General features: G+C 71.8%; 21 protein-coding genes. 10 read left to right on the top strand and 11 right to left on the bottom strand.

Annotation, left to right across the window (positions count from 1 at the left end):
- Together AOQ53_RS16865 and AOQ53_RS16860 are read right to left on the bottom strand one after the other, a co-directional pair.
- Window positions 1-648 carry a ScbR family autoregulator-binding transcription factor gene (locus AOQ53_RS16865; RefSeq protein ID WP_059418180.1) on the bottom strand — a complete coding sequence of 216 codons (648 nt, stop codon included), beginning with the start codon at window positions 646-648 and terminating at the stop codon, window positions 1-3.
- Window positions 649-949: 301 nt separating this feature from the next.
- Window positions 950-2,746: a S8 family peptidase gene (locus AOQ53_RS16860; RefSeq protein WP_059418178.1), complete on the bottom strand. Its 1,797-nt coding sequence runs from the start codon at window positions 2,744-2,746 to the stop codon at window positions 950-952.
- A gap of 353 nt (window positions 2,747-3,099) precedes the next feature.
- On the opposite strand from AOQ53_RS16860, the gene AOQ53_RS16855 reads away from it, so the two are divergent.
- Window positions 3,100-3,981 (top strand): lytic polysaccharide monooxygenase auxiliary activity family 9 protein, encoded by an 882-nt coding sequence (locus tag AOQ53_RS16855; RefSeq protein WP_059418176.1) that lies wholly within the window; start codon window positions 3,100-3,102, stop codon window positions 3,979-3,981.
- A gap of 18 nt (window positions 3,982-3,999) precedes the next feature.
- Here AOQ53_RS16855 and AOQ53_RS16850 read toward each other — a convergent pair whose 3' ends face one another.
- Window positions 4,000-4,641: a hypothetical protein gene (locus AOQ53_RS16850; protein ID WP_059418175.1), complete on the bottom strand. Its 642-nt coding sequence runs from the start codon at window positions 4,639-4,641 to the stop codon at window positions 4,000-4,002.
- A gap of 646 nt (window positions 4,642-5,287) precedes the next feature.
- Here AOQ53_RS16850 and AOQ53_RS16845 point away from each other — a divergent pair.
- The 3 genes from AOQ53_RS16845 to AOQ53_RS16835 all read left to right on the top strand — a co-directional run bounded on the left by AOQ53_RS16845 (window position 5,288) and on the right by AOQ53_RS16835 (window position 7,798).
- Window positions 5,288-5,959 (top strand): DUF6230 family protein, encoded by a 672-nt coding sequence (locus AOQ53_RS16845; protein WP_059418172.1) that lies wholly within the window; start codon window positions 5,288-5,290, stop codon window positions 5,957-5,959.
- The gene (locus tag AOQ53_RS16840; protein ID WP_059418170.1) at window positions 5,959-6,417 is read left to right on the top strand and encodes a DUF6114 domain-containing protein; all 459 of its coding nucleotides are present in this window, start codon (window positions 5,959-5,961) and stop codon (window positions 6,415-6,417) included. The genes AOQ53_RS16845 and AOQ53_RS16840 overlap by 1 nt, the downstream gene beginning before the upstream one ends.
- Before the next feature lie 124 nt (window positions 6,418-6,541).
- Window positions 6,542-7,798 (top strand): cytochrome P450 family protein, encoded by a 1,257-nt coding sequence (locus tag AOQ53_RS16835; RefSeq protein ID WP_059418168.1) that lies wholly within the window; start codon window positions 6,542-6,544, stop codon window positions 7,796-7,798.
- On the opposite strand, the gene tatA is transcribed toward AOQ53_RS16835, so the two are convergent.
- A complete protein-coding gene (tatA, locus tag AOQ53_RS16830; protein WP_059418167.1) occupies window positions 7,755-8,003 on the bottom strand; it encodes a Sec-independent protein translocase subunit TatA in 249 nt (82 codons plus the stop codon). The two genes, AOQ53_RS16835 and tatA, sit on opposite strands and share 44 nt — an antisense overlap.
- Window positions 8,004-8,080: 77 nt before the next feature.
- On the opposite strand from tatA, the gene AOQ53_RS16825 reads away from it, so the two are divergent.
- Entirely contained in the window at window positions 8,081-9,619 is a 1,539-nt protein-coding gene (locus AOQ53_RS16825) for an LCP family protein (protein WP_059418166.1), read from the top strand.
- Here the strand turns inward: AOQ53_RS16825 and mgtA are convergent.
- Together mgtA and AOQ53_RS16815 are read right to left on the bottom strand one after the other, a co-directional pair.
- A complete protein-coding gene (gene mgtA, locus AOQ53_RS16820) occupies window positions 9,610-12,120 on the bottom strand; it encodes a magnesium-translocating P-type ATPase (RefSeq protein ID WP_059418164.1) in 2,511 nt (836 codons plus the stop codon). The two genes, AOQ53_RS16825 and mgtA, sit on opposite strands and share 10 nt — an antisense overlap.
- Complete coding sequence (locus AOQ53_RS16815) at window positions 12,110-12,457, bottom strand: ArsR/SmtB family transcription factor (RefSeq protein ID WP_059418163.1); 348 nt, start codon at window positions 12,455-12,457, stop codon at window positions 12,110-12,112. The genes mgtA and AOQ53_RS16815 overlap by 11 nt, the downstream gene beginning before the upstream one ends.
- Before the next feature lie 336 nt (window positions 12,458-12,793).
- On the opposite strand from AOQ53_RS16815, the gene AOQ53_RS16810 reads away from it, so the two are divergent.
- From AOQ53_RS16810 to AOQ53_RS16790, 5 genes are all read left to right on the top strand, one after another.
- Window positions 12,794-13,804 carry a substrate-binding domain-containing protein gene (locus AOQ53_RS16810; protein ID WP_059418162.1) on the top strand — a complete coding sequence of 337 codons (1,011 nt, stop codon included), beginning with the start codon at window positions 12,794-12,796 and terminating at the stop codon, window positions 13,802-13,804.
- A gap of 194 nt (window positions 13,805-13,998) precedes the next feature.
- Complete coding sequence (locus AOQ53_RS16805) at window positions 13,999-16,521, top strand: sensor histidine kinase (RefSeq protein ID WP_059418161.1); 2,523 nt, start codon at window positions 13,999-14,001, stop codon at window positions 16,519-16,521.
- Between the two features lie 14 nt (window positions 16,522-16,535).
- Window positions 16,536-16,967, top strand: coding sequence for a roadblock/LC7 domain-containing protein (locus AOQ53_RS16800; RefSeq protein WP_020271575.1), 432 nt, complete (start codon window positions 16,536-16,538; stop codon window positions 16,965-16,967).
- A gap of 1 nt (window position 16,968) precedes the next feature.
- Window positions 16,969-17,328 (top strand): DUF742 domain-containing protein, encoded by a 360-nt coding sequence (locus AOQ53_RS16795; protein ID WP_059418159.1) that lies wholly within the window; start codon window positions 16,969-16,971, stop codon window positions 17,326-17,328.
- Complete coding sequence (locus tag AOQ53_RS16790; RefSeq protein WP_059418157.1) at window positions 17,315-17,899, top strand: GTP-binding protein; 585 nt, start codon at window positions 17,315-17,317, stop codon at window positions 17,897-17,899. The genes AOQ53_RS16795 and AOQ53_RS16790 overlap by 14 nt, the downstream gene beginning before the upstream one ends.
- Before the next feature lie 32 nt (window positions 17,900-17,931).
- Here the strand turns inward: AOQ53_RS16790 and AOQ53_RS16785 are convergent, their stop codons facing one another.
- From AOQ53_RS16785 to AOQ53_RS16765, 5 genes are all read right to left on the bottom strand, one after another.
- Window positions 17,932-18,864 (bottom strand): hypothetical protein, encoded by a 933-nt coding sequence (locus tag AOQ53_RS16785; RefSeq protein WP_099054616.1) that lies wholly within the window; start codon window positions 18,862-18,864, stop codon window positions 17,932-17,934.
- A gap of 157 nt (window positions 18,865-19,021) precedes the next feature.
- Window positions 19,022-19,993: an ABC transporter substrate-binding protein gene (locus tag AOQ53_RS16780; RefSeq protein WP_408055169.1), complete on the bottom strand. Its 972-nt coding sequence runs from the start codon at window positions 19,991-19,993 to the stop codon at window positions 19,022-19,024.
- Window positions 19,994-20,072: 79 nt separating this feature from the next.
- On the bottom strand, window positions 20,073-20,738 hold the full coding sequence (locus AOQ53_RS16775) for an ABC transporter permease (protein ID WP_059418156.1): 666 nt from the start codon (window positions 20,736-20,738) through the stop codon (window positions 20,073-20,075).
- Window positions 20,735-21,433: an ABC transporter permease gene (locus tag AOQ53_RS16770; RefSeq protein ID WP_059418155.1), complete on the bottom strand. Its 699-nt coding sequence runs from the start codon at window positions 21,431-21,433 to the stop codon at window positions 20,735-20,737. The genes AOQ53_RS16775 and AOQ53_RS16770 overlap by 4 nt, the downstream gene beginning before the upstream one ends.
- A complete protein-coding gene (locus AOQ53_RS16765; protein ID WP_059418199.1) occupies window positions 21,430-22,551 on the bottom strand; it encodes an ABC transporter ATP-binding protein in 1,122 nt (373 codons plus the stop codon). The genes AOQ53_RS16770 and AOQ53_RS16765 overlap by 4 nt, the downstream gene beginning before the upstream one ends.
- Between the last annotated feature and the right edge of the window lie 2 nt (window positions 22,552-22,553).

Below are 22,553 nucleotides of genomic sequence, written 5' to 3'. Positions count from 1 at the left end.
TCAGACCGGTGCCAGTTCCCGTTCCAGGCGGGCCGCCAGGCTCAGGTAGCGGGCGCGGCGGGTCACCGGGACCAGGCCGCGGATGAGTATGTTCCACATCTCGGCCGTCCGGCGGGGCTGGCGCGTGACGGGCTCGCGGGAGCGGCCCACGACCCGGGTGCCGACGAAGAAACAGACCAGAGAGTGGGCCACGACATCGATATCGATGTCCGGGTGGACGTCGGAGTCCCTGACCGCGCCGACGAGCCGGGCCGTGACGATGTCCAGCCACTCCGTGAACGGATGGCTCAGCGGCGGACGGGGCCGGATCCCTCCGGTGGCGAGCCGCAGGCCGGCCCTGAGGACCGGGTCCTCGACGGACATACGGGTGATGCCGAACGTGAGGCGCATCAGCGCCTCGAGGGACGTGTGGCCGCGATGGTCGGTTTCCGCCGCCAGCCGGCGGGCCGTGTGCGACTGGAGTTCGAGGATCGCGTGGGCGAGGTCCTCCTTCGCCGCGAAGTGGAAGTACAGGGCGCCCTTGGTGACCTGAGCGTGCTCCACGATGTCGCTGAGACTGGTCGATTCGTAGCCACGACGGTCGAACAGGTCAGCGGCGGCCGTGATGATCGTCGAGCGGGTCTGCTCGGCTCGCAACTGCCTCGCCATCGACTGAACTCTCCCGGGACCGAAATGAACGGGTCATGCCGTTTGTTTTTAACCCCGCGTACACGATAACTCACCCTCAGACGGTGTTCACCACACCAGTGTGCCGGAGTGCGGGTGCAGATCCGGCAAATCAATCGCAACTGGTGAAAGAAAACAGCACGTTCGGTATCTAACTGTGGGGGTTGTGCGGCCGCACGTAAAGGCGGGCCGCCCGGTGCCCCATCCGCACCGGTCGGCCCGCCCGCTTGCGAGTTGCCCGTTCAGCGTCCTCGTCGAAGGAGGACCAGGAGATTCAGAAGGATCAGAAGGTCAGCTTCCAGCCGTTGAGCGTGCCGGTGTCCTGCGCCGCGGTGTCCTGGACACGCAGCTTCCAGGTGCCGTTGGCGGTCTCACCGGAGGCGTTCACCGTGTAGGTGGTGTTCACGTTGTCGGCGGAGTCGGAGGCTGCGGACTTCAGACGGTACGCCGAACCGTCCGGCGCGATCAGGTCGATGACGAGGTCGCCGCGGTAGGTGTGGGTGATGTCGACGCCGACCTGGAGGGCCGACGGGGCGTTGCCGCTGCGGCCGGTGACGCTGATCGGCGACTCGATCGCCGGGCCGCTGTCCGGGATGGCGACGGCGGTGGTGCTGGAGAAGGTCGTGCCGGTGGACGTACCGCCCTTGACGGCCTGGACCGTCTTGGCGGCGTCCGCGAGGCCGGCGCCGCAGCCGCCGGAGCAGGTGCCGGGCAGCGCACGGGCGTTGACCTTGATGGCCGACTCGATCTGCGCGGGGGTGAGGGCCGAGTTGGCCGACTTCATCAGGGCGGCGAGGCCCGCGACGTGCGGGGTGGCCATGCTGGTGCCCTGGTAGTAGTCGTAGTTCTCGCTCGACGGCGTCTTGGTGCCCGAGTTCAGCGTGGACAGGATGCCGTTGGCCTTGGAGGTCCTGGTCTCGCCGCCGGGGGCGGCGATGTCGACGAGCGAGCCGTAGTTGGAGTAGGAGGCACGGCTGCCCGCGCGGTTGGTCGCGGCGACCGTGATCACGTTGTTGCAGTTCGCCGGGGAGGCGTTGGAGACGTTCTGGTTCTCGTTGCCGGCCGCGACGACGACCGAGGTGCCGCGGTTCACGGCGCCGTTGATGGCGCTCTGGGTCGCGCTGGAGCAGGCGCCGCCCCCGCCGAGGCTCATGTTGATGACCTTGGCGACGTTGGTGTTGGCGGGCACGCCCGAGACGCTGCCGCCGGACGCCCAGGTGATGGCGTCGATGATGTCGGAGTCGTAGCCGCCGCACTTGCCCAGCACGCGGACCGGGGAGATCTTCGCGCCGTAGGCGATACCGGCGACACCCTTGCCGTTGTTGGTGGCGGCGGCGATGGTGCCGGCCACGTGGGTGCCGTGCCAGGAGGAGTTGGACGCGGGGAATCCCGGGCCGCACTCGCCCGCGTTGTTCCAGTCGCCCGGGTCGGCCGGGTTGCTGTCACGGCCGTTGCCGTCGACGGAGACGGCCGTGTCGGAGATGAAGTCGTAGCCGCCGACGATGTTCGCGGCCAGGTCCGAGTGGGCGACGTAACCGGTGTCGATGACGGCGACGGTCACGCCGGTGCCGGTGGTGGTGTCCCAGGCGGCGGGGACGTTCATGCCCGCGGTGGACTCGAACAGGTCCCACTGCTTGCCGTAGTCGGTGTCGTTCGGCGTGACGGCCGTCGGCTTGTTCAGGCGGTCCGGCACGACGTAGGCGACCTGCGGGTCGGCCTGGTACTGGGCGACGACGTCGGCGACGTCCGCCCGGGCGGGGTTCGTGCCCAGGTCGACGAGGGCGGCGCCGGTGCCGAGGCGGCGCTGGAAGTCGACGTCCTCGCCGGTCTTCTCGGCCTTGGCCGCGGCGTCGGCGGCGGCGGCCTTGTCGGACTTGGCCTCGCTGGCGCCGGACTTGTAGCCGACGATGAGCCGCTCGGCCGGGGTGCCGGGGGCGGCCTCGGCCTGGGCGGCCGGGACGGTGGGCCGGGGGGCGGTCTCCTGGGCGACGGCGACCGAGGCGGGGGCGGCGGTCAGCAGGGCGGCGGAGACGGCAGTGACGGATATCAGCTTCCGTCTGAGCTCTGGGGAGATACGCACGGTCGTTGCCTTTCGTGGCCGGACTCCGGGCTGGGCGGAGCGGCGGTGGATGCGCTTCCTCGCTGAAGCGGAGGGGGGTGGTTCGAAAGAGCGACGCGGTGGCCGGCCAGGCGTGTGGGGAGCGGACCCGTCCGGGGTTACCTGTGGGTCAGCTGTGCTCGAACGATAGGCAAAGGGAAGGTCATCGGGATACGGGGGAAACCCTCGATCGAGCCGGAAACCAACCCTCTATGGTGGGCAGTTGGGCGCGAATGGCCCCCTTTTCGAACAGGTCGTGGCGCGGTGAACGCGCCGGGCCGGTTGCCCGTATTGCACTACCGACCGCTCCGGCCCGGCCGAGGAGACGCAGACGGATGCCCCGTACGACCGCACACCGCGCCGCGCTCGCGGCCGCCCTCGTGACCCCGTTGCTGCTGCCGCTGTGGGCGGCGGGTCCGGCGCGGGCGCACGGTGCGCCGACGGATCCGGTGAGCCGGGTGGTGGCCTGCTCCCCCGAGGGCGGCGGGCGAGCGGGCTCGGCGGCGTGCCGTGCGGCCGTCGCGGCGAACGGCGCGCCCTTCGCGGCGTGGGACAACCTGCGGGTGGCGAACGTGGACGGCCGGGACCGGCAGGTCGTCCCCGACGGGAAGCTGTGCAGCGGGGGCCTGCCCGGATACAAGGGGCTCGACCTCGCCCGCGCCGACTGGCCGGCGACCCGGATGACGCCCGGCGAGACGCTGACCATGCGGTACGTATCGACGATCCCGCACACCGGCACGTTCCGGATGTACCTGACGAAGCCCGGCTACGACCCGGCCGGGCCGCTGTCCTGGTCCGACCTGCCCGCGAAGCCGTTCGCCGAGGTGACGGACCCGGCCCTGACGGACGGCGCGTACCGCGTCGAGGCGACCCTGCCGTCCGACCGGTCCGGGCGGCACGTGCTGTACACGGTCTGGCAGAACAGCAGTACGCCGGACACGTACTACTCCTGCTCGGACGTGGTGTTCCCGGAGAAGAAGGACGGGACGCTCCCGGAGAACAAGCAGGAGGAGAAGGAGTCGCGGGGAGTGGAGAAGGAGAGCACCCCGTTGGCCTCGAACTCCGGCCCCACCTCCGAGCCCGTCTCTGAGTCCGCGTCCGGACCCACCTCCGAATCCGCCTCCGGCCCGTCCACCCCCATGCTGGCGGGCGGCGCCGCGGCGGTGCTGTTGCTCACCGGCGGCGCCGCCCTGGCGGTACGGCTGCGTCGGCGCTGAACCGACGCTCGTCAGCGGTCAGTTGACGTTGACGGCGACGCCTCCCTTGGTCACCGGCGAGTACTTGGCGGTGAAGAACGCGTTGGCGAAGCACAGCGACGAGCCGGACGTCTTCGTGAACTGCTGGTTGGTGAAGGTGATGCTGTTGTCGGCGTTGCTCGCCGTGCCGGTCAGGCTGGGTGCCCGGTAGACGCAGTTGATGGTGCCGAGCAGGGTGCGCAGCCGGACCGTGGACTGGATGGCGGAGCCCGCGCCCGGCGTCACGGAGACGGTGCCGTCCGAGGACACGCTGGTGGTGTAGGGCAGGTTGTCGACGGTGATGCCGCTGACGCCGAGCACTCCGACGACGTTGGCGGTGCAGCCGCTGGTGTCGAAGCTGTGTGAGGTCAGGGACTCGGTGGCGGTGCCGGGAGCGGCCGGGTTGTCGGTGACGGTGGCGGCGAACGCCGACGAGGTGCACGAGATGCCGCTGGTGCCGGTCGCGCTGGAGTAGAAGGTGGCGGCGGTGCCGCTCGCCAGGGACGCGTCGAGGACATCGCCGACCGCGACGGCCGCGCCGTCGGTGGTGGTCAGGACGGGGGTGTCGGCCGCCGAGGCGGGGGCGGTGAGGCCCAGGGCGGCGACGGCGGCGGTGAGGGTGAGGAGGGTGCGCGTACGCATGCGGGTGTACCTCTTCTCTGAAGCGGGGTGAGGGTGCGGGGACGCGGTTCGGCGTCCGCCGCCGCCGGCCCGTTACGCCTTCTCCGTACGTGACGGACCGGCAACGGCAGTCCGGTGACCGGCCGGAGGCGCGCACGGGGACAGGCCTCCGGCCGGGCCGAGCGGGGGGTGGCTGGTGGCACGGCGCGCTGAGGAAGGGCCCGTGCCGATGCCGTGGAGGAGCGGACTCGGGCAGCGGAAAGCCCGTGCGGACGCGCCGGGCGGCAAGCTGCCCGTACGGGACGAGCAGTCCGGAACACGCGGACAGTGCCGCGCGGCGGATCCGGCGCCACGGATCCGGTGGGACGAGGAGAGTTGTAGACCTGGGCGTCAGCCAACGTCAAGGCCTCGCAAGGGAGTTGTGCGTTCTCTGCGCCTTCACGAAGGACGGTGACTCACATGCGGCACACATCCCACACTCTTTGTCCACACTTCCCTTGACCCTTCATGTAACCCCCGGTAACTTCCGAGTCGGCTACTGCGGCGCAACGAGAAAGCCCTTGCAACCAACGGGAGTTGCGGGGAGACGTGCGCACGCGGTCGGTGTCCGCGCCAGGGCAACGTGCCACCGACGTCCGATCCGCACCGACACGCACCTGGAGCAGACATGACCTCCTCCGCCGAGCACACCTCCGAAAGACCGGAAGGCCCCGCCACCGCCGACGTCGGTGACGTTCCCGCGCGACGCGGGCGGGTCCGGGCACGCCGGGCCGCGGTGATGGCGGTGCCGGCCGCCGCGGTCGCCGCCGGCCTCGCGGTCCTCACCGCCGAAGGGGCGCTGGGCGTGCAGTTCGCGATCTCCGGCATGCCGTTCACGGTCACCGCCACCGAGCTGAACGGCACCGGCTTCGCGCAGTTCGGCGGCCTGGACGAGATGGCCGAGGGCAGCCCGAACGCGGGTGACAGCGGCGGTCAGGTGCTGGTCGTCACGTCCGTGATCAAGGACGCGACGCTCACCAAGCTGTGCCAGAGCGTGGACCTGGGCGGCACGAACCTGGTCATCAGGGCGGGTGGCGGCGCGGAGAAGGTCCGGGCCAGCGACCTGACCACCGACTCCACGGAGCTCTCGGGCGACGCGGCCTTCAAGAACATCGAGATCGGCAACGACGCCAGCAAGCTCAACAAGGCCGGGGACCTGGGCCGCGGTCCGATAGGCGTCTTCAGCCAGCAGTCCGACACCGTGCGCATCGCCAACCTGCGGCAGACCAACTACGCCACGACCGCCGGCGTGTTCAAGCTGCCCGGGCTGAAACTGGGCTTCAGCGGGTCGGGTTGCTGATGCCCGGCGGACCGCGCGGGAAGATCCGGCCCGCCTTCCGCCGGTGGCGGGCGGGCCGCCCCTTCTGGGGCGGGCTGCTGCTCGCCCTGGGCGGGGCGGAGGTCCTGCTCACGCTGAAGGCGTCGCTGGACGTCATCCTGCACGTCGGCATGCAGGGCCTGGCCGGCTATCTTCTCCCGGCCGTGATGCTGCTGTGCGGCGTACTGATCCTCTTCAACCCCTCCCAGCGGTTGTTCTACTCGGTCATCGGGGTGCTGGTCTCCCTGGGGACCTGGCTGACCTCGAACCTGGGCGGCTTCTTCGTGGGCCTGCTCCTGGGCGTGGCCGGCAGCTGCCTCACCTTCGGGTGGCTGCCGGACCAGGAGCCGCGCATCAGCCGGCGGCAGCGCAGGAAGCAGGTACGGGCCGCCAAGGCGGTGGCGCGGCCCCTGGAGCGGGAAGCCGGCCACGCCGCCTGAATCAGGCCAGTGATTCTCGACCCTCTGGCGCCGCCCGGTCGCGGCCACTTGGCTGGACGTGTCGCGCGCCCGCCCCTGAGGCGTCCGCGTGCCATGCGAACCGCCGCCAGCCAGGGAGAGTTCAATGGAGTTCACACAACCGATAGTGATCGACCCGACCGGCCGCGACATCCACGGCGAGGCCGACCGGATCCGCGAGCGCGGACCCGTCACCCCCGTCGAACTCCCCCACGGTGTCCCGGCCTGGGCGGTCAGCAGCTCCCCGCTGCTGAAGCGGCTGCTCACCGACCCACGGGTGTCGAAGGACGCGCGCCGGCACTGGCACCGCTGGCTCGACGGCGAGGTCTCACCGGACTGGCCGCTGTACACCTGGGTCGCGGTGCGGAACATGTTCACGGCCTACGGCACCGAGCACAAACGGCTGCGCACCCTCGTCTCCAAGGCGTTCACCGCCCGCCGCACCGCCGCGCTGCGGCCCCGGATCGAGGAGATCACCGCGGCGCTGCTCGACCGGATCGCCAAGGCCGGGGCGGGCGGCGGGGCGGACGGCCACGCGGTCGATCTGCGGGAGGAGTTCTGCTATCCGCTGCCCATCCAGGTCATCGGCGAACTGCTCGGATTACCCGAGGAGCTGGGCCCCGAGCTGCGTGTCGTCGTGGACGGCGTCTTCCACACCTCGGCCGACGCCGCCGAAGTCACCGACATCTACGCCCGGTTCTACGCCGTCCTCGGCGAGCTCGTCGCGGTCAAACGGGCGGCGCCCGGCGACGACCTGACCAGCGCGCTGATCGCGGCCCACGAGGAGGAGAGCGGCACGCGGCTCAGCGAGCAGGAACTGCTCGACACGCTGATGCTGATGATCAGCGCCGGCCACGAGACGACGGTCAACCTGCTCGACAACGCCGTCCACGCGCTGCTCACCCACCCCGACCAGCTCGCGCACGTCCGCGGCGGCCGCGCCTCCTGGGACGACGTGATCGAGGAGACCCTGCGGGCCGAGGCACCGGTGGCCAGCCTGCCGCTGCGGTACGCCGTCGAGGACCTGCCCCTCGGTGAGCTGGGCGGCCCGGACGGCAAGGTGATCCGCAAGGGCGAGGCGATCCTCGCCGCGTACTCCGCCGCCGGACGCGACCCGGAGCAGCACGGCCCGGACGCCGGCGCCTTCGACGTCACCCGCACCGTGAAGGATCACCTGGCCTTCGGATACGGCGTCCACCACTGCCTGGGCGCCCCGCTCGGCCGGCTCGAGGCGCGCGTGGCCCTGCCCGCCCTCTTCGAACGGTTCCCCGGACTCACCCTCGCCGGGCCGGCGGACGAGCTGCGGCCCGTGGACTCGTTCATCTCCCACGGCCATCGGTCGCTGCCGGTTCTGACGGGCTGACGGGATGCGCGGCGGGCCCGGCCGGATCACCGGAGGCCGGGTCCGCGGCACTCTCCTCCTTCAGCGCCCTCGCCTCGCTCTTGAGGATCCGCATGGAACGGCCCAGCGAACGCGCCGTGTCGGGCAGTCTCTTCGAGCCGAACAGGACGATCAGGACGATCGCCACGATCAGCAGATGCCAGGGCTCCAGTCCGTTGCGCAGCACGTCATGCTCTCCCTCTCCTCGACAGTTGCTACATTGCGCAACTGTACAACCCCCGGGTGAGAGGCAAGCAGACGCCGATGACGGTCACCAGCAACCGGAGGACGGAGCCGCCGCGGCACAGGGCCGCCCAGCGGGATCGCAGGCGGCGGCGGGGTCGCCGGCGTGGCCGGGGCATACGGGTCGGTCTCGCCGTCTGCCTGGCCCTGCTCGTGCTCGCCGGGGCCGGCGCCGGCTGGCTGTACCTGAAGCTGGACGGCGACATCAGCACCTTCGACCCCGGCGGCCTCTCGGACGACCGTCCCGGAGCCGGCTCGTCGAAGGGCGAGAACGTCCTGGTCATCGGCTCCGACACCCGCACCGGCGGCAACGAGGCCCTGGGTGGCGGCGACAAGGACGACGTGGGCCGCTCCGACACGGCGTTCCTGCTGCACGTCTACGCCGACCACCGGCACGCCATCGCCGTCTCCATCCCCCGCGACACCCTGGTCACCATCCCGCCGTGCAGGCTGCCCGACGGCAGTTGGACGCAGGCCCAGCCGGACACGATGTTCAACGCGGCGTACTCGGTCGGCCAGACCGCCAAGGGCAACCCCGCCTGCACCCAGAACACCGTCGAACAGCTCACCGGACTGCGCGTCGACCACACCGTCGTCGTCGACTTCAAGGGCTTCGCGCGGCTGACGGACGTGGTGGGCGGGGTGCGGGTGTGCCTGCCGCAGGACGTGTACGAGAACGACCTCAACCCGCACCTCACCACCCCGGGCAAGCTGCTCTTCCACAAGGGCGAGCAGACCGTCTCGGGCCGGAAGGCCCTGGACTACGTCCGCATCCGGCACGGCATCGGCGACGGTTCCGACATCGGCCGGATCAAGCGCCAGCAGGCGTTCGTGGCGAGCCTCCTGAAAGAGGTGAAGAGCAAGGGCCTCACCCCGACGCGGCTGCTGCCGCTGGCCGAGGCCGCCACGAAGTCGCTGACCGTCGACCCCGGGCTCGGCTCCGCCGACAGGCTGATCTCCTTCGCGATATCCCTGAAGGACATCGACCTGCACGACACGAAGTTCGTGACCCTGCCCTGGCGCTACGAGGGTTCACGGGTCGCGATCGTGCAGCCGGACGCCGGCGCGCTGTGGGCCGCGCTCAGGGCCGACCGCACGATCGACGGCAAGGACGCCGGCGGGAAGAAATCCGGGGCGTCGGGTTCTGAGGCTCCCGTCTCCCCCACGCCGGTCTCCGGTGAGGGCATCGACGTCGCCGTCTACAACGGCACCTCCGTCCCCGGCCTGGCCGCCCGCGCAGCCGCCGCTCTCACCGCGGACGGCTTCACCGTCACGGGCACGGCGACAGCGTCCGCCCAGGACCACACCACGACACTGGTCGAGTACGGCCCCGGCCTTCAGGACCGGGCCCGGACCGTCGCGGCCGCCTTCACCGGAGCCGGGCTCCAGCCCGTGACCCGCGGCGGGATCAGTGTCGTGCTGGGACAGTCGTACGCGGACAGCCCGGCGGCGGCCGCCTCCGCCTCCGCGTCCCCGACTCCGGCCGCCGTACCGTCCGAGGTGGCCGACGGGGCCCGGTCCGCCGACGAGAACCCCTGCTCGGACCTCACCTACGGCTGACGCCGCACGTGCCGGGCCCGGGCCGCCGTCAGGGCCAGGGCGTACAGGCCGAGGACGAGCGCCGGCAGCAGGTAGTACGCGGCGGGCAGGGCCGTCATGCCGAGGGCCGTACCGAGGGGGCTCGGCGGCAGCAGCAGGCCGACGGCGGCGAGGCCGGCCGCCGCGAGAGTGACCGGGCCGGGCTTACGGCTGCCCTCGACGCGCCGGCCGGTGCGCAGGAGCAGCATCACCAAGGCCTGGGTGAGCAGGTTCTCGGTGAACCAGGCGGAGTGGAACACGGCTTCGTCGTCGACGGCGTCGGGGCCGTCGAGCGCGAAGGCGAGCACGGCGAAAGTGGCGAGGTCGGCGACCGCGTTGAGCAGACCGAAGCCGGTGACGAACCGGAGGAAGGAGCGAGGCCGCAGCACGGCCGGACCCCGCAGCGCCGCCGCGCCGGGACGGTCGTGGGCGAAGGCGAGCTGGGCCGCGTCGAAGCACAGGTTCTGGGCGAGCACCTGGGCGGGGAGCATCGGCAGGAAGGGCAGGAGGAGGCCCGCGGTGAGCATCGCGACGACGTTGCCCAGGTTGGAGGAGAGCGTGACGCGCAGGTACGAGGCGATGTTGCCGCTCGCGTGCCGGCCGGCGGTGATCGCGTGGCCGATCGCCGTGAGGTCCTTCTCGGCGAGGACGACGTCGGCGCTCTCCCGTGCCACGCCGACGGCGGAGCGGGGCGCGAGGCCGACGTCGGCGGCACGCAGCGCGGCCACGTCGTTCACCCCGTCGCCGAGGAACCCGACGGTGTGCCCGGCGGCGCGCAGGGCGGCGACGACACGGGCCTTGTCCTTTGGGGTGCAGCGGGCGACGACGGTCGCCGTGCCGACTGCCTCGGTGTCTACCGTTTGCGCGGCGGTCCGTACCTCCCCCGGATCCAGGCCGAGTTCCCGGCAGGCCCGGGCCGCGGTGGCCGGATGGTCGCCGGTGAGGACCTTCACGATGACACCCCGGTCGGCCAGCCCGCGCAGGGCCTCGGCGGCGGTCGGGGCGAGGGCGTCCCGGAAGGTCACCAGGCCCCGGAAGGTCAGGCCCCGTGGGTCGGGGCCGCGCGCACCGGCCTGGCGGTCCGCCGTCGCGACGGCGAGGACCCGCAGCCCGGCGTCCGCCTCCCGGGCTGCGAGCGCCAGCAGCCGGTCGCGTTCGCCGGGCTCCGTCCTACAGCGCTCCACCACGGCCTCGGCGGCGCCGGTGACGACGACGGTGTGGCGCCCGAGGGAGCCGCGTACCACCGCCACCGAGAAACGCCCTACCGGGTCGAACGGCACGGCGTCCACCCCGTCGTACTCCTCGCCCACCGGCCCGGCCGCCTCGAGCAGGGCCTCGTCCAGGGCGTCGGGCGTGGGCGGTTCGGCGAGCTGGAGGGTCCACCAGGCGCCGACGGCGGCCCAGCGCAGCACCTCCGGGTCGTCCCGGCCGTCAGGATCGAGGGCCCGTTCGACGACCGGCCGGTCCTGGGTGAGGGTGCCGGTCTTGTCGACGCACAGCACGTCGACCGCGCCCAGGTCGTGCAGCGCGGGCAGCCGCTTGACGATCACGCCGTGGGTACGGGCGAGCAGGGCGGCGCCCCGGGCCAGGCAGGTGGTGACGATCACCGGCAGCATCTCGGGCGTCAGACCGACGGCGACCGCGACGGCGAAGGGCAGCGTCTGCGGACCGCGTCCGCGCAGCGCGGCGTTCGCCATCAACACGAGCGGCGGCGTCAGCAGCATGAACCGGATCAGCACCCGGGAGATGCCGTGCACGGACCGGTCGAAGGCCCCGCCCTCCCGGCGTGCGGGCGGCTGCCGGTGAGCGGCGGCGAACCGGGTGCCGTCCCCGGTCGCGATCACGACGGCGGTGGCGGTGCCCGTGGCGACGGTACTGCCCTGGAAACACAGCGGGGAGTCGCCGGGTTCACCGGATCCGGCCGGCCCCTCCACCGCCCTCTTTTCCACCGGCGCCGACTCCCCGGTGAGGGCCGCCTGGTGCACCGTGAGCCCGCGTGCGCGCAGCAGTCGTACGTCTGCCGGGACGAGGTCCCCGGGGCCGAGGCGGAGGACGTCGCCGGGGACCAGGTCGGTGACGGGCACCTCGCGGGGACGCGGCAACTCCTCGGCGGTGTCGCGCCGCAGCACCGTGGCCGTGCCGGCGACCAGTTCGCGCAGGGCGGCCATGGAGCGGTCGGCCCGGCGCTCCCCGCTCACGCGCAGCACGCAGCTGACCGCGACCAGGGCGAGGATCACCACGGCGGTGCCCCAGGAGGCGACGGCGGCGGAGACCAGGCCGAGGCAGAGCAGGACGGCGGTGAAGGGGTCGCGCAGGGCGTGCCCGCACCGGCGGGGCCAGGACGGCGTACGCCGCTGCGGCAGGGTGTTCTCGCCACGGGTGACCAGCCTGGCCGCGGCCTCGTTCTCGGTCAGTCCCCGGGGCCCCGACTCCAGCCGCCGCAGCACCTCCAGGGTGGTGCCCCCGGCGGTCTCAGAGGCCATGGAGGCGGCGGCGCGGCGGCGCGGCGCGGTCGGTGAGCCGGCCCACCATGAGCCGTACGACGTCGACGATATCGGGGTCGTCGACGTAGTACACCTGACGGCGGCCCTCACGGCGGGAGCGGACCAGTCCGGCCAGCTTCAGCTTGGTGAGGTGCTGGCTGACCGCGGGCAGCGCGCCGCCGACCCGCTCGGCGAGGCCGGTCACGTCGCTCTCGCCCTGGGCCAGCGCCCACACGATGTGCAGCCGGGCGGGCGAGGCCAGCAGCCCGAAGGCAGCGGCCGCCTGGGCGAGCACGTCGGCGGGCGGGTCCTCGAAGCCACTGCCGGCTGCCGCCACCGTCGCCGTCCCTTCCGTCGCCTCCGTCGTCCTGCGAGCCGCACCAGTCTAGGCGGGGCCCGGCAGCCACCTCGGAAGGCCTTTGCGCGCAGGACCGGGGGCGTCCGAACCGCACGGACGGTACGGAAACCAGGGATGACCTCGGACGTTCGGCCCGTCGGACAGATCATCACGATGCGGCAGCATCAACTCACGGGACGTTGCCGCTCACTTGACGGCCGGTGCTCACACACGGTTGGCTCCGGGCCAGCGAGAGTCATCCGGTCCGTGATCAGCTGCGGTCCGTCTGTGCTCTCCCCCTGCTCTTGCTCGGCCGCACAGCGAGGTCCGCCCCTCATGAACGCTCCTCCCCCGCCGCACGCCTCCGCGAGACTCACCCGTGTCGCGGCCCTGGTGTCCGCCGTGTGTCTGCTGGTGGCCGGCTGCTCCGTCCTCGGCGCGAGTGACGACGGGTCGGACGCGGACCCGGTGGGCGGGCCGGGCGGCGGGATGAAGGTCGCCCTCGTCACGCACGGCGGCAAGGGCGACGCCTTCTGGGACCTGGTGCGCAGAGGCGCCGAGGCGGCGGCCGTCAAGGACGGTATCGACCTGACGTACGCCAGCGACTCCGACGCGGCCGCGCAGGCCGCGCTGGTGCGGGACGCGGTCCGCGACAAGGTCGACGGCATCGCCGTGACGCTGGCCAAGCCGGCGGCGATGCGGGGCCCGATCGCCCGGGCCAAGGCGGCCGGCATACCCGTCGTCGGGCTCAACTCCGGTATCGACGCCTGGCGCCCGGCGGGCCTCCTGGAGTACTTCGGCCAGAACGAGTCCGTCGCCGGCCAGGCCGTCGGCGACAAGCTGGACGAGTTCAGGGCCAAGCACGCCCTGTGCGTCGTGCACGAGCGGGGCAACGTCGCGCTGGAGGCCCGCTGCGCCGGCGTGCGGAAGACGTTCGACGGCGACACCGACAACCTGTACGTGGACGGCAGCGACATGAACGCGGTGACCGCCACGATCGCGTCCCGGCTGCGGCAGGACTCCAGCATCGACGAGGTCGTCACCCTGGGCGCCCAGTACGGGCTCAGCGCGGTCAAGGCCGTCGAGCAGGCCGGCAGCAGGGCCAAGGTCGCCACGTTCGACCTCGACAAGGACCTGGTCCAGGCGGTCCAGGGCGGCGACGTGCAGTTCGCCGTGGACCAACAGCCCTACCTCCAGGGCTACCTCGCGGTGGACGCCCTGTGGCTGTACCGGACCAACGGCAACGTCAGCGGCGGCGGGACGGCTCCGGTGCTCACCGGTCCCGCGTTCGTGACCAGGTCCAACGTGTCCGCGGTGGCACGGTTCGCCGCCGCCGGGACCCGATGACCGGGCACTTCCTGTGACGGTGTCGCCAAAGATTCGGTCAGGCCCGGCCCGTGCGGTCACTTGTACGGATAACATCCTGCGCATCCCATGTGCCGTAACCGGCACCCACACACCCCCGCGCCCGTCCTCCACCCCCCGCCCCGACCGATCCGCCTACCCGTTCCTCGCTCCCCGCTGATCGCCCTAGGAAGACGATGTCTCGACGGACAGGTGCCCGGCGCCGTCTCGGATCCATACGCCTCTCCCTGGTGCTTCTGGCCCTGGTGCCCAGCGTCACCCTCGCCGCCATGTGGGGCGTGACGACCATCCAGATGTTCTCGGAGGGGCTGCGGCTGCGTGACCAGACGGAGCTGAGCCGGTCGACGGGCGCCATGGGCACCGACACGACGCTCGCCCTCCAGCGGGAACGCAGCCTGTCGGCGGCCTGGCTTGCCTCGCCGCACGGCTCCCGGGCCGCCCTCGACGCGCAGCGCGAGGAGACCGACGCGGCGGTCGCGAAGCTGGTCGGGCAGGCGGACGCGATCGAGAAGGCGCCCTCCCGCGTCTCGGACCGGCTGTACTCGGTGCTGGGCTCGGTGGGCAGCCTGGAGTACTACCGGGACCAGGTGGACAACCCGACCGACATCACCGCGCAGCAGGCGCTGGACCAGTACTCCTCGATCATCGACGACCAGATCCACGCCTTCCAGGAGCTCTCCCAGGTCGACGACGGCGACCTCACCTCGCAGGCCGGTCCACTGGTCGGGCTGGAGCACGCCGCGGAGCTGGTCTCCCGCGAGGACGCGCAGCTGACCCTGGCCTGGCCGTCCGGGCACCTCGACGACAAGGCCTGGGTGCAGTTCGCGGAGTTGGTGAACACCCGGCGCTGGCTGGTCCAGGACCAGGTCGTGCCCCAGCTGACCGGCGGCGCCAAGGCACAGACCGAGCGGATCCTGGCGAGCCCGGAGTGGCAGACGCTCCAGGCCGTCGAGGACCAGGTGCTGGCGGCCCGGAACGCCGGCGCCACCGCGGACCGGATCGCCCTGCCGGACGCCCAGAAGCGGTGGAACGCCGCCATGGACAAGCTGTCCGAGCAGTACGCGAGCCTGATCCAGCGGCAGACGACGGGGCTGCTCGAACGCAGCGCCGACAAGGCGGACGGACTGCTGCTCAAGGCGGGGATCCTGAGCGCCGGCGGACTGCTCGCGCTGCTGGTGTGCGTCGGCATGTCCTGGCGGATCACCCGCTCGCTGTCCCGGCGGCTGCGCGGCCTGCGCCGGGCCGCCGTCAGCCTCGCGCAGGAGCGGCTGCCCGACGTGGTGGCGCGTCTGGAGCGGGGCGAGACGGTCGACCCGGAGTCGGCGACGACACCGCTGGACTACGGACACGACGAACTCGGCCAGGTGGCCCAGGCGTTCAACACCGCCCAGCGCACGGCCGTGCACACCGCGGTCGAACTCGCCGACACCCGGCGCGGCTTCCAGAAGATCATCCTGGGCATCGCCCGGCAGAGCCAGAACCTGGTCAACCTCCAGCTCAGCAGGCTCGACACGCTGGAACGCGAGCACTCCGACCCGGACATCCTCAAGAGCCTGTACGAACTGGACTCCACGGCCAGCCAGTTGCGCCGTTACGAGGAGAACCTCGTCATCGTCAGCGGCGAACGGCCCGGCCGCAGCTGGAGCGAGCCGGTCGCGCTGATCGACATCCTGCGCAGTGCGGTCGGCGAGGTCGCGGAGTACCAGCGGGTGGAGGTGCACACCGAGGAGGAGGTGTACCTCGCGCCGCCCGCGGTGGCCGACGTCATCCATCTGCTGGCCGAGCTCATCGACAACGCGACCGCGTACTCCCCCGCCCCGAGCGCCGTCACGGTGCGGGCCGGGATGGTCGCCAAGGGTCTGGCCGTCGAGGTCGAGGACCGCGGCCTCGGCATGTCGGAGGAGGACTACGCTTCCTTCAACGAACAGCTGGCGGTGCCCCCGCAGTTCGACGTGGTGGCGCTCGCCGACGACCTGCGGCTCGGCATGTTCGTGATCGCCCAGCTGGCCCACCGGCACGGCATCGCCGTCACCCTGCGCTCGTCGCCGTACGGCGGGACCACGGCGATCGTGCTGATACCGCACGACATCGTGGTGCGGGAGATCCCGGAGGCCGGTGCGCCGGGCGCGCGGGACGCCAAGGACATGGCCGGCGTGAACGGCCTCGCCGCCCCCGTCGGCCCGAAAGGGGCGGGCGGCGCCCCGCATACCGGTGGCGGTGCGAAGAACGGGCAGAGCCCGGTGGACGACGGGCGGAGTGCTGTGGACGTACCCGGTTCGGTCGACGGGCGCAGCCCGGTGGACGCCGAGAACGCCGACGAGCCCACGGACGCCGAGGAGCCGGAGGGCGCCGCGGCCACCGCCGGGTCCGCGCGCGAGCCGCGGCCCCTCGCGTCGGCCGGGGCCGCCCCGGCCGCCCGCGCGGTCGCCCCCCGCCGGGACGGTCTCGCCCCGCTCCCCCGCCGGGTGCCGCAGACCAGCCTGGTGGAGGAACTGCGCGAGGAGCCCGCGCCCGTCGGCGGCGAGGGCTCCCCCGACGACTTCACCGCGGAAGCGGCCGCCTCCTCCCTGGCCGGCTTCCAGCGCGGCACGCTCCGGGCCCGTGACGACGACGCCGAACCGCCGTACGACGAGGAGGCGGCCGCACCACCCCGGCGGACCGCCGCCCCTGCCCCCTCGACTCCGCCCGCCGACCGCTGACGAAGGACACCGCAATGACACGCCCCATCCCCGCCACGCACACCCAGCTCGACCAGCTGCTGACCGGACTCGTGGAGCGGGTCGCCGATGTGAACCAGGCCGTGGTGCTGTCCGAGGACGGCCTGGTGGTCAGCAAGTCCACCGGATTCCTGCGCGACGACGCCGAGCGGCTCGCGGCGACCGCGTCCGGGCTGATGAGCCTCAGCAAGGGCGTCAGCATGGACTTCCGGGGCGGTCCGGTGCGCCAGGCGCTCATCGAGATGGCCAACAGCTACCTGATCCTCACCTCCGCCGGTCCCGGCGCCCACCTGGTCGTGCTCACCGGGCCGGGCGCTGACGTCGGTGTGGTGGCGTACCAGATGAACATGCTGGTGAAGAAGATCGGCGAGCACCTCAGCGCGGCACCGCGGGGCATGGCCGGGCCCGTCGTCGACCCCGGCGTGTGAGGTGGGCGGAGGCGACTCGGCGGGGCGGCTCGTACGGCCGTTCGCGCTGACCGGTGGCCGGACCCGGCCCAGCCGCGCCGACTTCACGCTCATCGCGACGGTGACCGCGGTCGATCCGCAGCCCGCCGCGGCGGCCCGGTGCCAGCCCGAGCACACCCGGATCCTCCGGTTGTGCGCCGAGCCGGTGGCCGTGGCGGAGCTGGCCGCCCGGCTCGACCTGCCGGTGAGCGTGGTCGCCATCCTGCTCTGCGACCTGCTGGAGGCGGGCCGGATCACCGTCCGTCCGCCGCGCCTCGTTTCCCGTACCACTCCGGACCTGGACCTGCTGAAGAAAGTGAGGGACGGCCTTGGCCGGCTCTGACGTCGCCACCGACGCGTCCTCGGCACCCGACACGGTCAAGATCCTCATCGCCGGGGGCTTCGGCGTGGGCAAGACCACCATGGTCGGGTCGGTCAGCGAGATCGTCCCCCTGCGCACCGAGGAACCCCTGACCATGGCCGGTCTGGGCATCGACGACCTGGACGGTATCGAGGAGAAGCGGGCCACCACCGTGGCCCTGGACTTCGGCCGGATCACCATCAGCCGGGACCTGGTGCTGTACCTGTTCGGTACGCCGGGGCAGCAGCGGTTCTGGTTCATGTGGAACGACCTGGCCCTCGGCGCGCTCGGTGCCGTGGTCCTGGTCGACGTCCGCAGACCCGAGTCCAGCTTCGCCGCGATCGACTTCTTCGAACGCCGGGGCATCCCCTTCGTCGTCGGGGTCAACGGCTTCCACGGCGAACACCCGTATCCGCCCGAGGACATCAGGGACGCACTCGCGGTACCGGAGCACGTGCAGGTGCTGCTGTGCGACGCGCGGGAGAGGGAGTCGAGCCGGGACGTGCTGATCGCCCTGATCGACCAGCTGATCGCTACGGCGGTGCAGGCCTGAACCAGGCGGCGCAAGCCTGCACCAGGGGTGTCTCAGCCTCGGCCGTGTGTATTCCCGGGCCACTCGGTGTACGGCACCGGACGGCCCGTGAACGCGTCCAGGACGATGCGGTCGCCGACCGGCCGGTCCAGCTTCACCGTCACCCTCTCACCGCGCAGTTCGCCCGTGCAGGGACCGTCCTTGACGCCCGTCACGGCGGCGGACAGCACCACGCTGCCGCTCGTCTCCAGCGCCTCCACGGCGGGGCCGTCGTCGCAGGCTCCGTGTTGGGCCACCACGGTGACGGACCGGCCGTTCCCCGCGACCTCCGTGAGGCCGCCGAGCGGCGCCAGCACGTCAGCGGGGACGTCCTGCCCGAGCGGCCGGATCGGCGGCCTGGGGAGCGGGGAAGGGCTCACCGCGGCACGCTTGAGGGGACTGTCGTAGCCCTCCAGGGTGAACAGCCAGGCGGGGACGGTCGCCGGGCCACGGCTGGTGACCACCGTCATCTCGCCCAGCCTCGCCCCGGTGACGGTCAGGCGCGGCCCGGGGCTGTCGGCACTGTCCAGCGTCTTGTAGGCCTTCTCGGCGTCCATGAGCGGTGTCGTGAGCGAGTCCCCGCTCGGCCAGGTCACCCGTCCGCTCCCGCCCTGCGGGGAGGGCAGCTTCCCCCGCAGCTCGAAGTTGCCGATCTCGTAGGCGCGCCGGTCGGCGGCGTCGCGGAGGAGGCCGGTCCCGGGCAGCTGGACGACCGCTCCCATGGGGTGGTAGCCCTCGTGCCACTGCCGGGCCGCCTCGGAGCCGTCCCAGGCGTCGGCGACCCGGCGGTCGCGGGCCTCCGACCGCGGGGCCGACTCGGTGCCACGGGTCTTGCCGCTGTCGCTGCCCGCCTCCGCGCTGCCGCACCCCGCCGCGGCGCCGGCTCCGACGGCGCACAGGGCGAGAACGGTGAGGATCCGGGCGGTGCGCTTGAAGTCGGAACGCATGGCTCTCCCAGGGGATCACGGTGACCGGTGATGGTTTCGCTCCTGTGACGCCCCGCCCCCGGCCCGCGTTCGATCAATTTCCGGTCCGGTCGAGCCTGTTATCGCATCGTGACAGGCAGCCTCATGACAGGCAGCTCTGACAGGCAGCCGGGGCGGGTCAGTCCAGACCCGCCGACTTCAGCCACGCCTTGGCCACGTCCAGCGGGTCCTTCTTCTGGAGCTGCACCTGTGCGTCCAGGTCGAGCAGGGTCTTCGTGTCGAGCTTGGCGGAGACCGCGTCGAGCGCCTCGACACCCTCCTTGGACAGCTCGCCCTTGCGGACCAGCGGCTGCACGTTCTGGAAGCCGAAGAGGTTCTCCGGGTCCTTCAGGACGACGAACTTCTCCCGGGCGATGGTCGGGTCGGTGGTGAAGAGGTCCGCGGCCTGCACGGTGTTCTTCTTCAGCGCCGTCTGGGTCAGCGGCCCGCCCGCGTCGAGGGACTTGAAGGACTTGAACTCCAGCCCGTAGACCGACTTCAGGCCCACCAGCCCCTGGTGCCGGGTCTGGAACTCCGGCGAGCCGCCGAACACCAGGTCCTTGGCGATGCCCTTGAGGTCGCCGATGGAGGAGTCCGAGGTGAGCTCGTACTTCTTCGCGGTCTCCGCGTTGAGGGTCACGGAGTCCTTGTTCTGCGCGGCCGACGGCTTCAGCAGTTCCAGCTTGGAGTCGAGTTTGCCGTTGATCGCGGTCGTGGTCTCCTCGACCGTCTTCGGCTTGGCCTTGGCGTCGAGGTACGCCAGCAGGGAGCCGTTGTACTCCGGCAGCAGGGTGATGGCGCCGTTCTTCATCAGGTCGTACGTGGTCTCACGGCTGCCGATGTTGGGCTTGTAGGTGACCTTGATGCCCTTGGCCTTGAGGGCCTCGCCGTAGATGTCGGCGAGCAGGGTGCTCTCGGCGAAGTTGTTGGAGCCGACCACGACGGTGCCGCTCTCCGCTCCGCCGCCCTTGAGCGGGTCGTCGGAGGTGCCGCCGGAGGAACAGCCCGCGAGGAGCGCCACTGCCGCGGCGAGCGCGACTGCGGCCGCGCCGGGGTGCCTCGTGATGGACCGGGTGCTGCTCTTCGCCGTAATAATCACCCATTGATCCAAGCCAGCCGCTCTTCGGTCAGTCAAGAGCAGCCTGGTCACAATCGGCGTCGATCCACGGCGGATTGAGGCGCTCTGCCTCTCATCTTCTGCGCACCCCGGGCGACACCGCGACCCGCGCGACCGCCCAGAACAGCGCGAGCGTGACCAGCGCCAGGACGGCGACCAGCGTCGCGCCGCCCACCACCTTCTCGTAGTTGTGCTGGTATAGGCCGTCGACGATGTACCGGCCGAGGCCGCCCAGGCTGACGTACGCGGCGATGGTCGCCGTCGACACGATCTGGATGGCCGCCGAGCGCAGGCCGCTCAGGATCAGCGGCAGGGCGACCGGCAGTTCCACTTGGAAGAGGATCCGGGACTCGTGCATGCCCATGCCGCGGGCGGCGTCCACCGGCGACGGGTCGACCGACCGCATCGCCTCGTAGGTGGTGACGAGGATCGGCGGGACGGCGAGGACGACCAGCGGGATCATCACGGGCAGCATCCCGAACCCCAGCAGGGTCGTCATCAGCACCAGCAGGCCGAAACTGGGCAGGGCCCGCCCGGCGGTGGCGACCAGGGACAGGGCGTTCCCGCCGCGCCCGTAGTGACCGGTGACCAGGCCGATCGGCAGTCCGATCGCGGCGGCGAGGGCGAGCGCCTCCAGGGTGTACTGGACGTGTTCCCCGACGCGCGCCGGGATGCCGTCGTAGCCGTGCCAGTGGGCGCTGTCGCTGAAGAAGGCGTTGACGAAGTTCAGTACGTTCACCGGGCTGCGTCCTTGAGGGCGGGCGCCTGCTTGCGGCCGGCCGTGCCGCTGGGCATCCAGGGCGTCAGCAGCACGCGCACGAGGACGAGCAGGGCGTCGACGAGGATCGCCAGGAGGGCCGTGGTGATCACGGAGTTCCAGGTCAGTTCGGGCCGGTTGTAGATCTGCGCGTCGTGGAGCAGGTTGCCGAGCGCGCCCTGGTTGCCGATCAGCATGCCGACGCTGACGAGGGAGATGCTCGACACGGTCGCCACCCGCAGGCCGGCGATGATCGCCGGGACCGCGATCGGCAACTGCACCTGGAAGTACCGCCGTACGGGCCCAAATCCCATGGCGGTGGCCGCGGACAGGGTCTCCGGGGGCACCGAGCGCACCCCGTCGACGATCGCCGGGACGAGCACCACCAGGCTGTACACGGCCAGCGGGATCATCACGGTGAGCTCGGTCTGCCCGGTGTAGTCGATGAGGACGACGAAGAACGCCAGCGACGGGATGGCGTACAGCACGGTCGTGACGCCGAGGACGGGCGGGTAGAGCCAGCGGAAGCGGACGCAGAGCTGGGCGATCGGCAGTGCGAGGAGCAGTCCGGCCGCGACCGGCAGCAGGGCCTCCCTCAGGTGCAGTCCGACCAGTCCGATCCAGCTGTGCTGGAGGTCGCTCGGGATGTCGAAGAAGTCGTGGAGGAAGTCGCTCATCCGGCGACCTTCTCGTCGTCGCGCCCTGCCGCGTGGGCGCTGCGGATCGCCTCGCCGATGGTTTGCTGCGAGACGACGCCGGTCACCCGCCCGCCGCTGTCCACGGCGACGGCCCAGCCGGTCGGCGACAGCACCGCGCAGTCGAGGGCGGCCCGCAGCGAGTCGGCGCCGGGCACGAACGACCGCCCGTGGGACAGCAACCGGTCCGGCCGGATGTCGCCCGCGACCAGGTCGCGCGGCTCGCTCCAGCCGAGCGGCCGGCCGTCCGCGTCGGTCACCAGGAGGTAGGGGGCGTCGGGAGCGGCGATCTGCTCGACGGTGGCGTCGAGCGGGATCACCGGCTCGCTCGTCAACTCCAGCCCGGCGGACGGGAAGAACGACAGGCGCCGGATGCCGCGGTCGCCGCCGAGGAAGTCCTCGACGAAGGCGTCGGCGGGGCTGGACAGCAGCTCGGCCGGGGGCGCGTACTGGGCGAGGTGGCCGCCGGTGCGCATCACGGCGACCATCGTGCCGAGCTTGATCGCCTCGTCGATGTCGTGGGTGACGAAGACGATGGTCTTGCCCAACTCGTCCTGGATGCGCAGCAGTTCGTCCTGAAGTCCTTTGCGCACCACCGGGTCGACCGCCGAGAACGGCTCGTCCATGAGCAGCACCGGCGGGTCGGCGGCGAGGGCCCGGGCCACGCCGACGCGCTGCTGCTGGCCGCCGGACAGCTGGTACGGGTACCGCTTGGCGAGCGCGGCGTCGAGCCCCACCCGCTCCATCAGCTCCGCGGCCCGCGCCCGGGCCTTCTGCTTGCCCCAGCCGAGCATGCGGGGCACGGTCGCGATGTTGTCGACGATGGTGCGGTGCTGGAAGAGGCCGGCGTTCTGGATGACGTAACCCATGGACCGGCGCAGGGTGGTGACGGGCTGTCGCTGGATGTCCTCGCCGTCGAGGAGGATCGTCCCCTCGCTCGGTTCGACCATTCTGTTGATCATCCGGAGGGTGGTCGTCTTGCCGCAGCCCGACGGTCCGACGAGGACGGTGATCGAGCGGTCGGGTATCTCCAGTGAGAGCCGGTCGACCGCCACCGTGCCGTCCGGGTACCGCTTGGTGACTGAATCGATCCGTATCAAGA

Source organism: Streptomyces azureus (assembly GCF_001270025.1).
Lineage (GTDB): Bacteria > Actinomycetota > Actinomycetes > Streptomycetales > Streptomycetaceae > Streptomyces > Streptomyces azureus.
The sequence above is the reverse complement of the archived record's forward strand: the minus strand, read 5'-3'. Positions and strand labels throughout refer to the sequence as shown.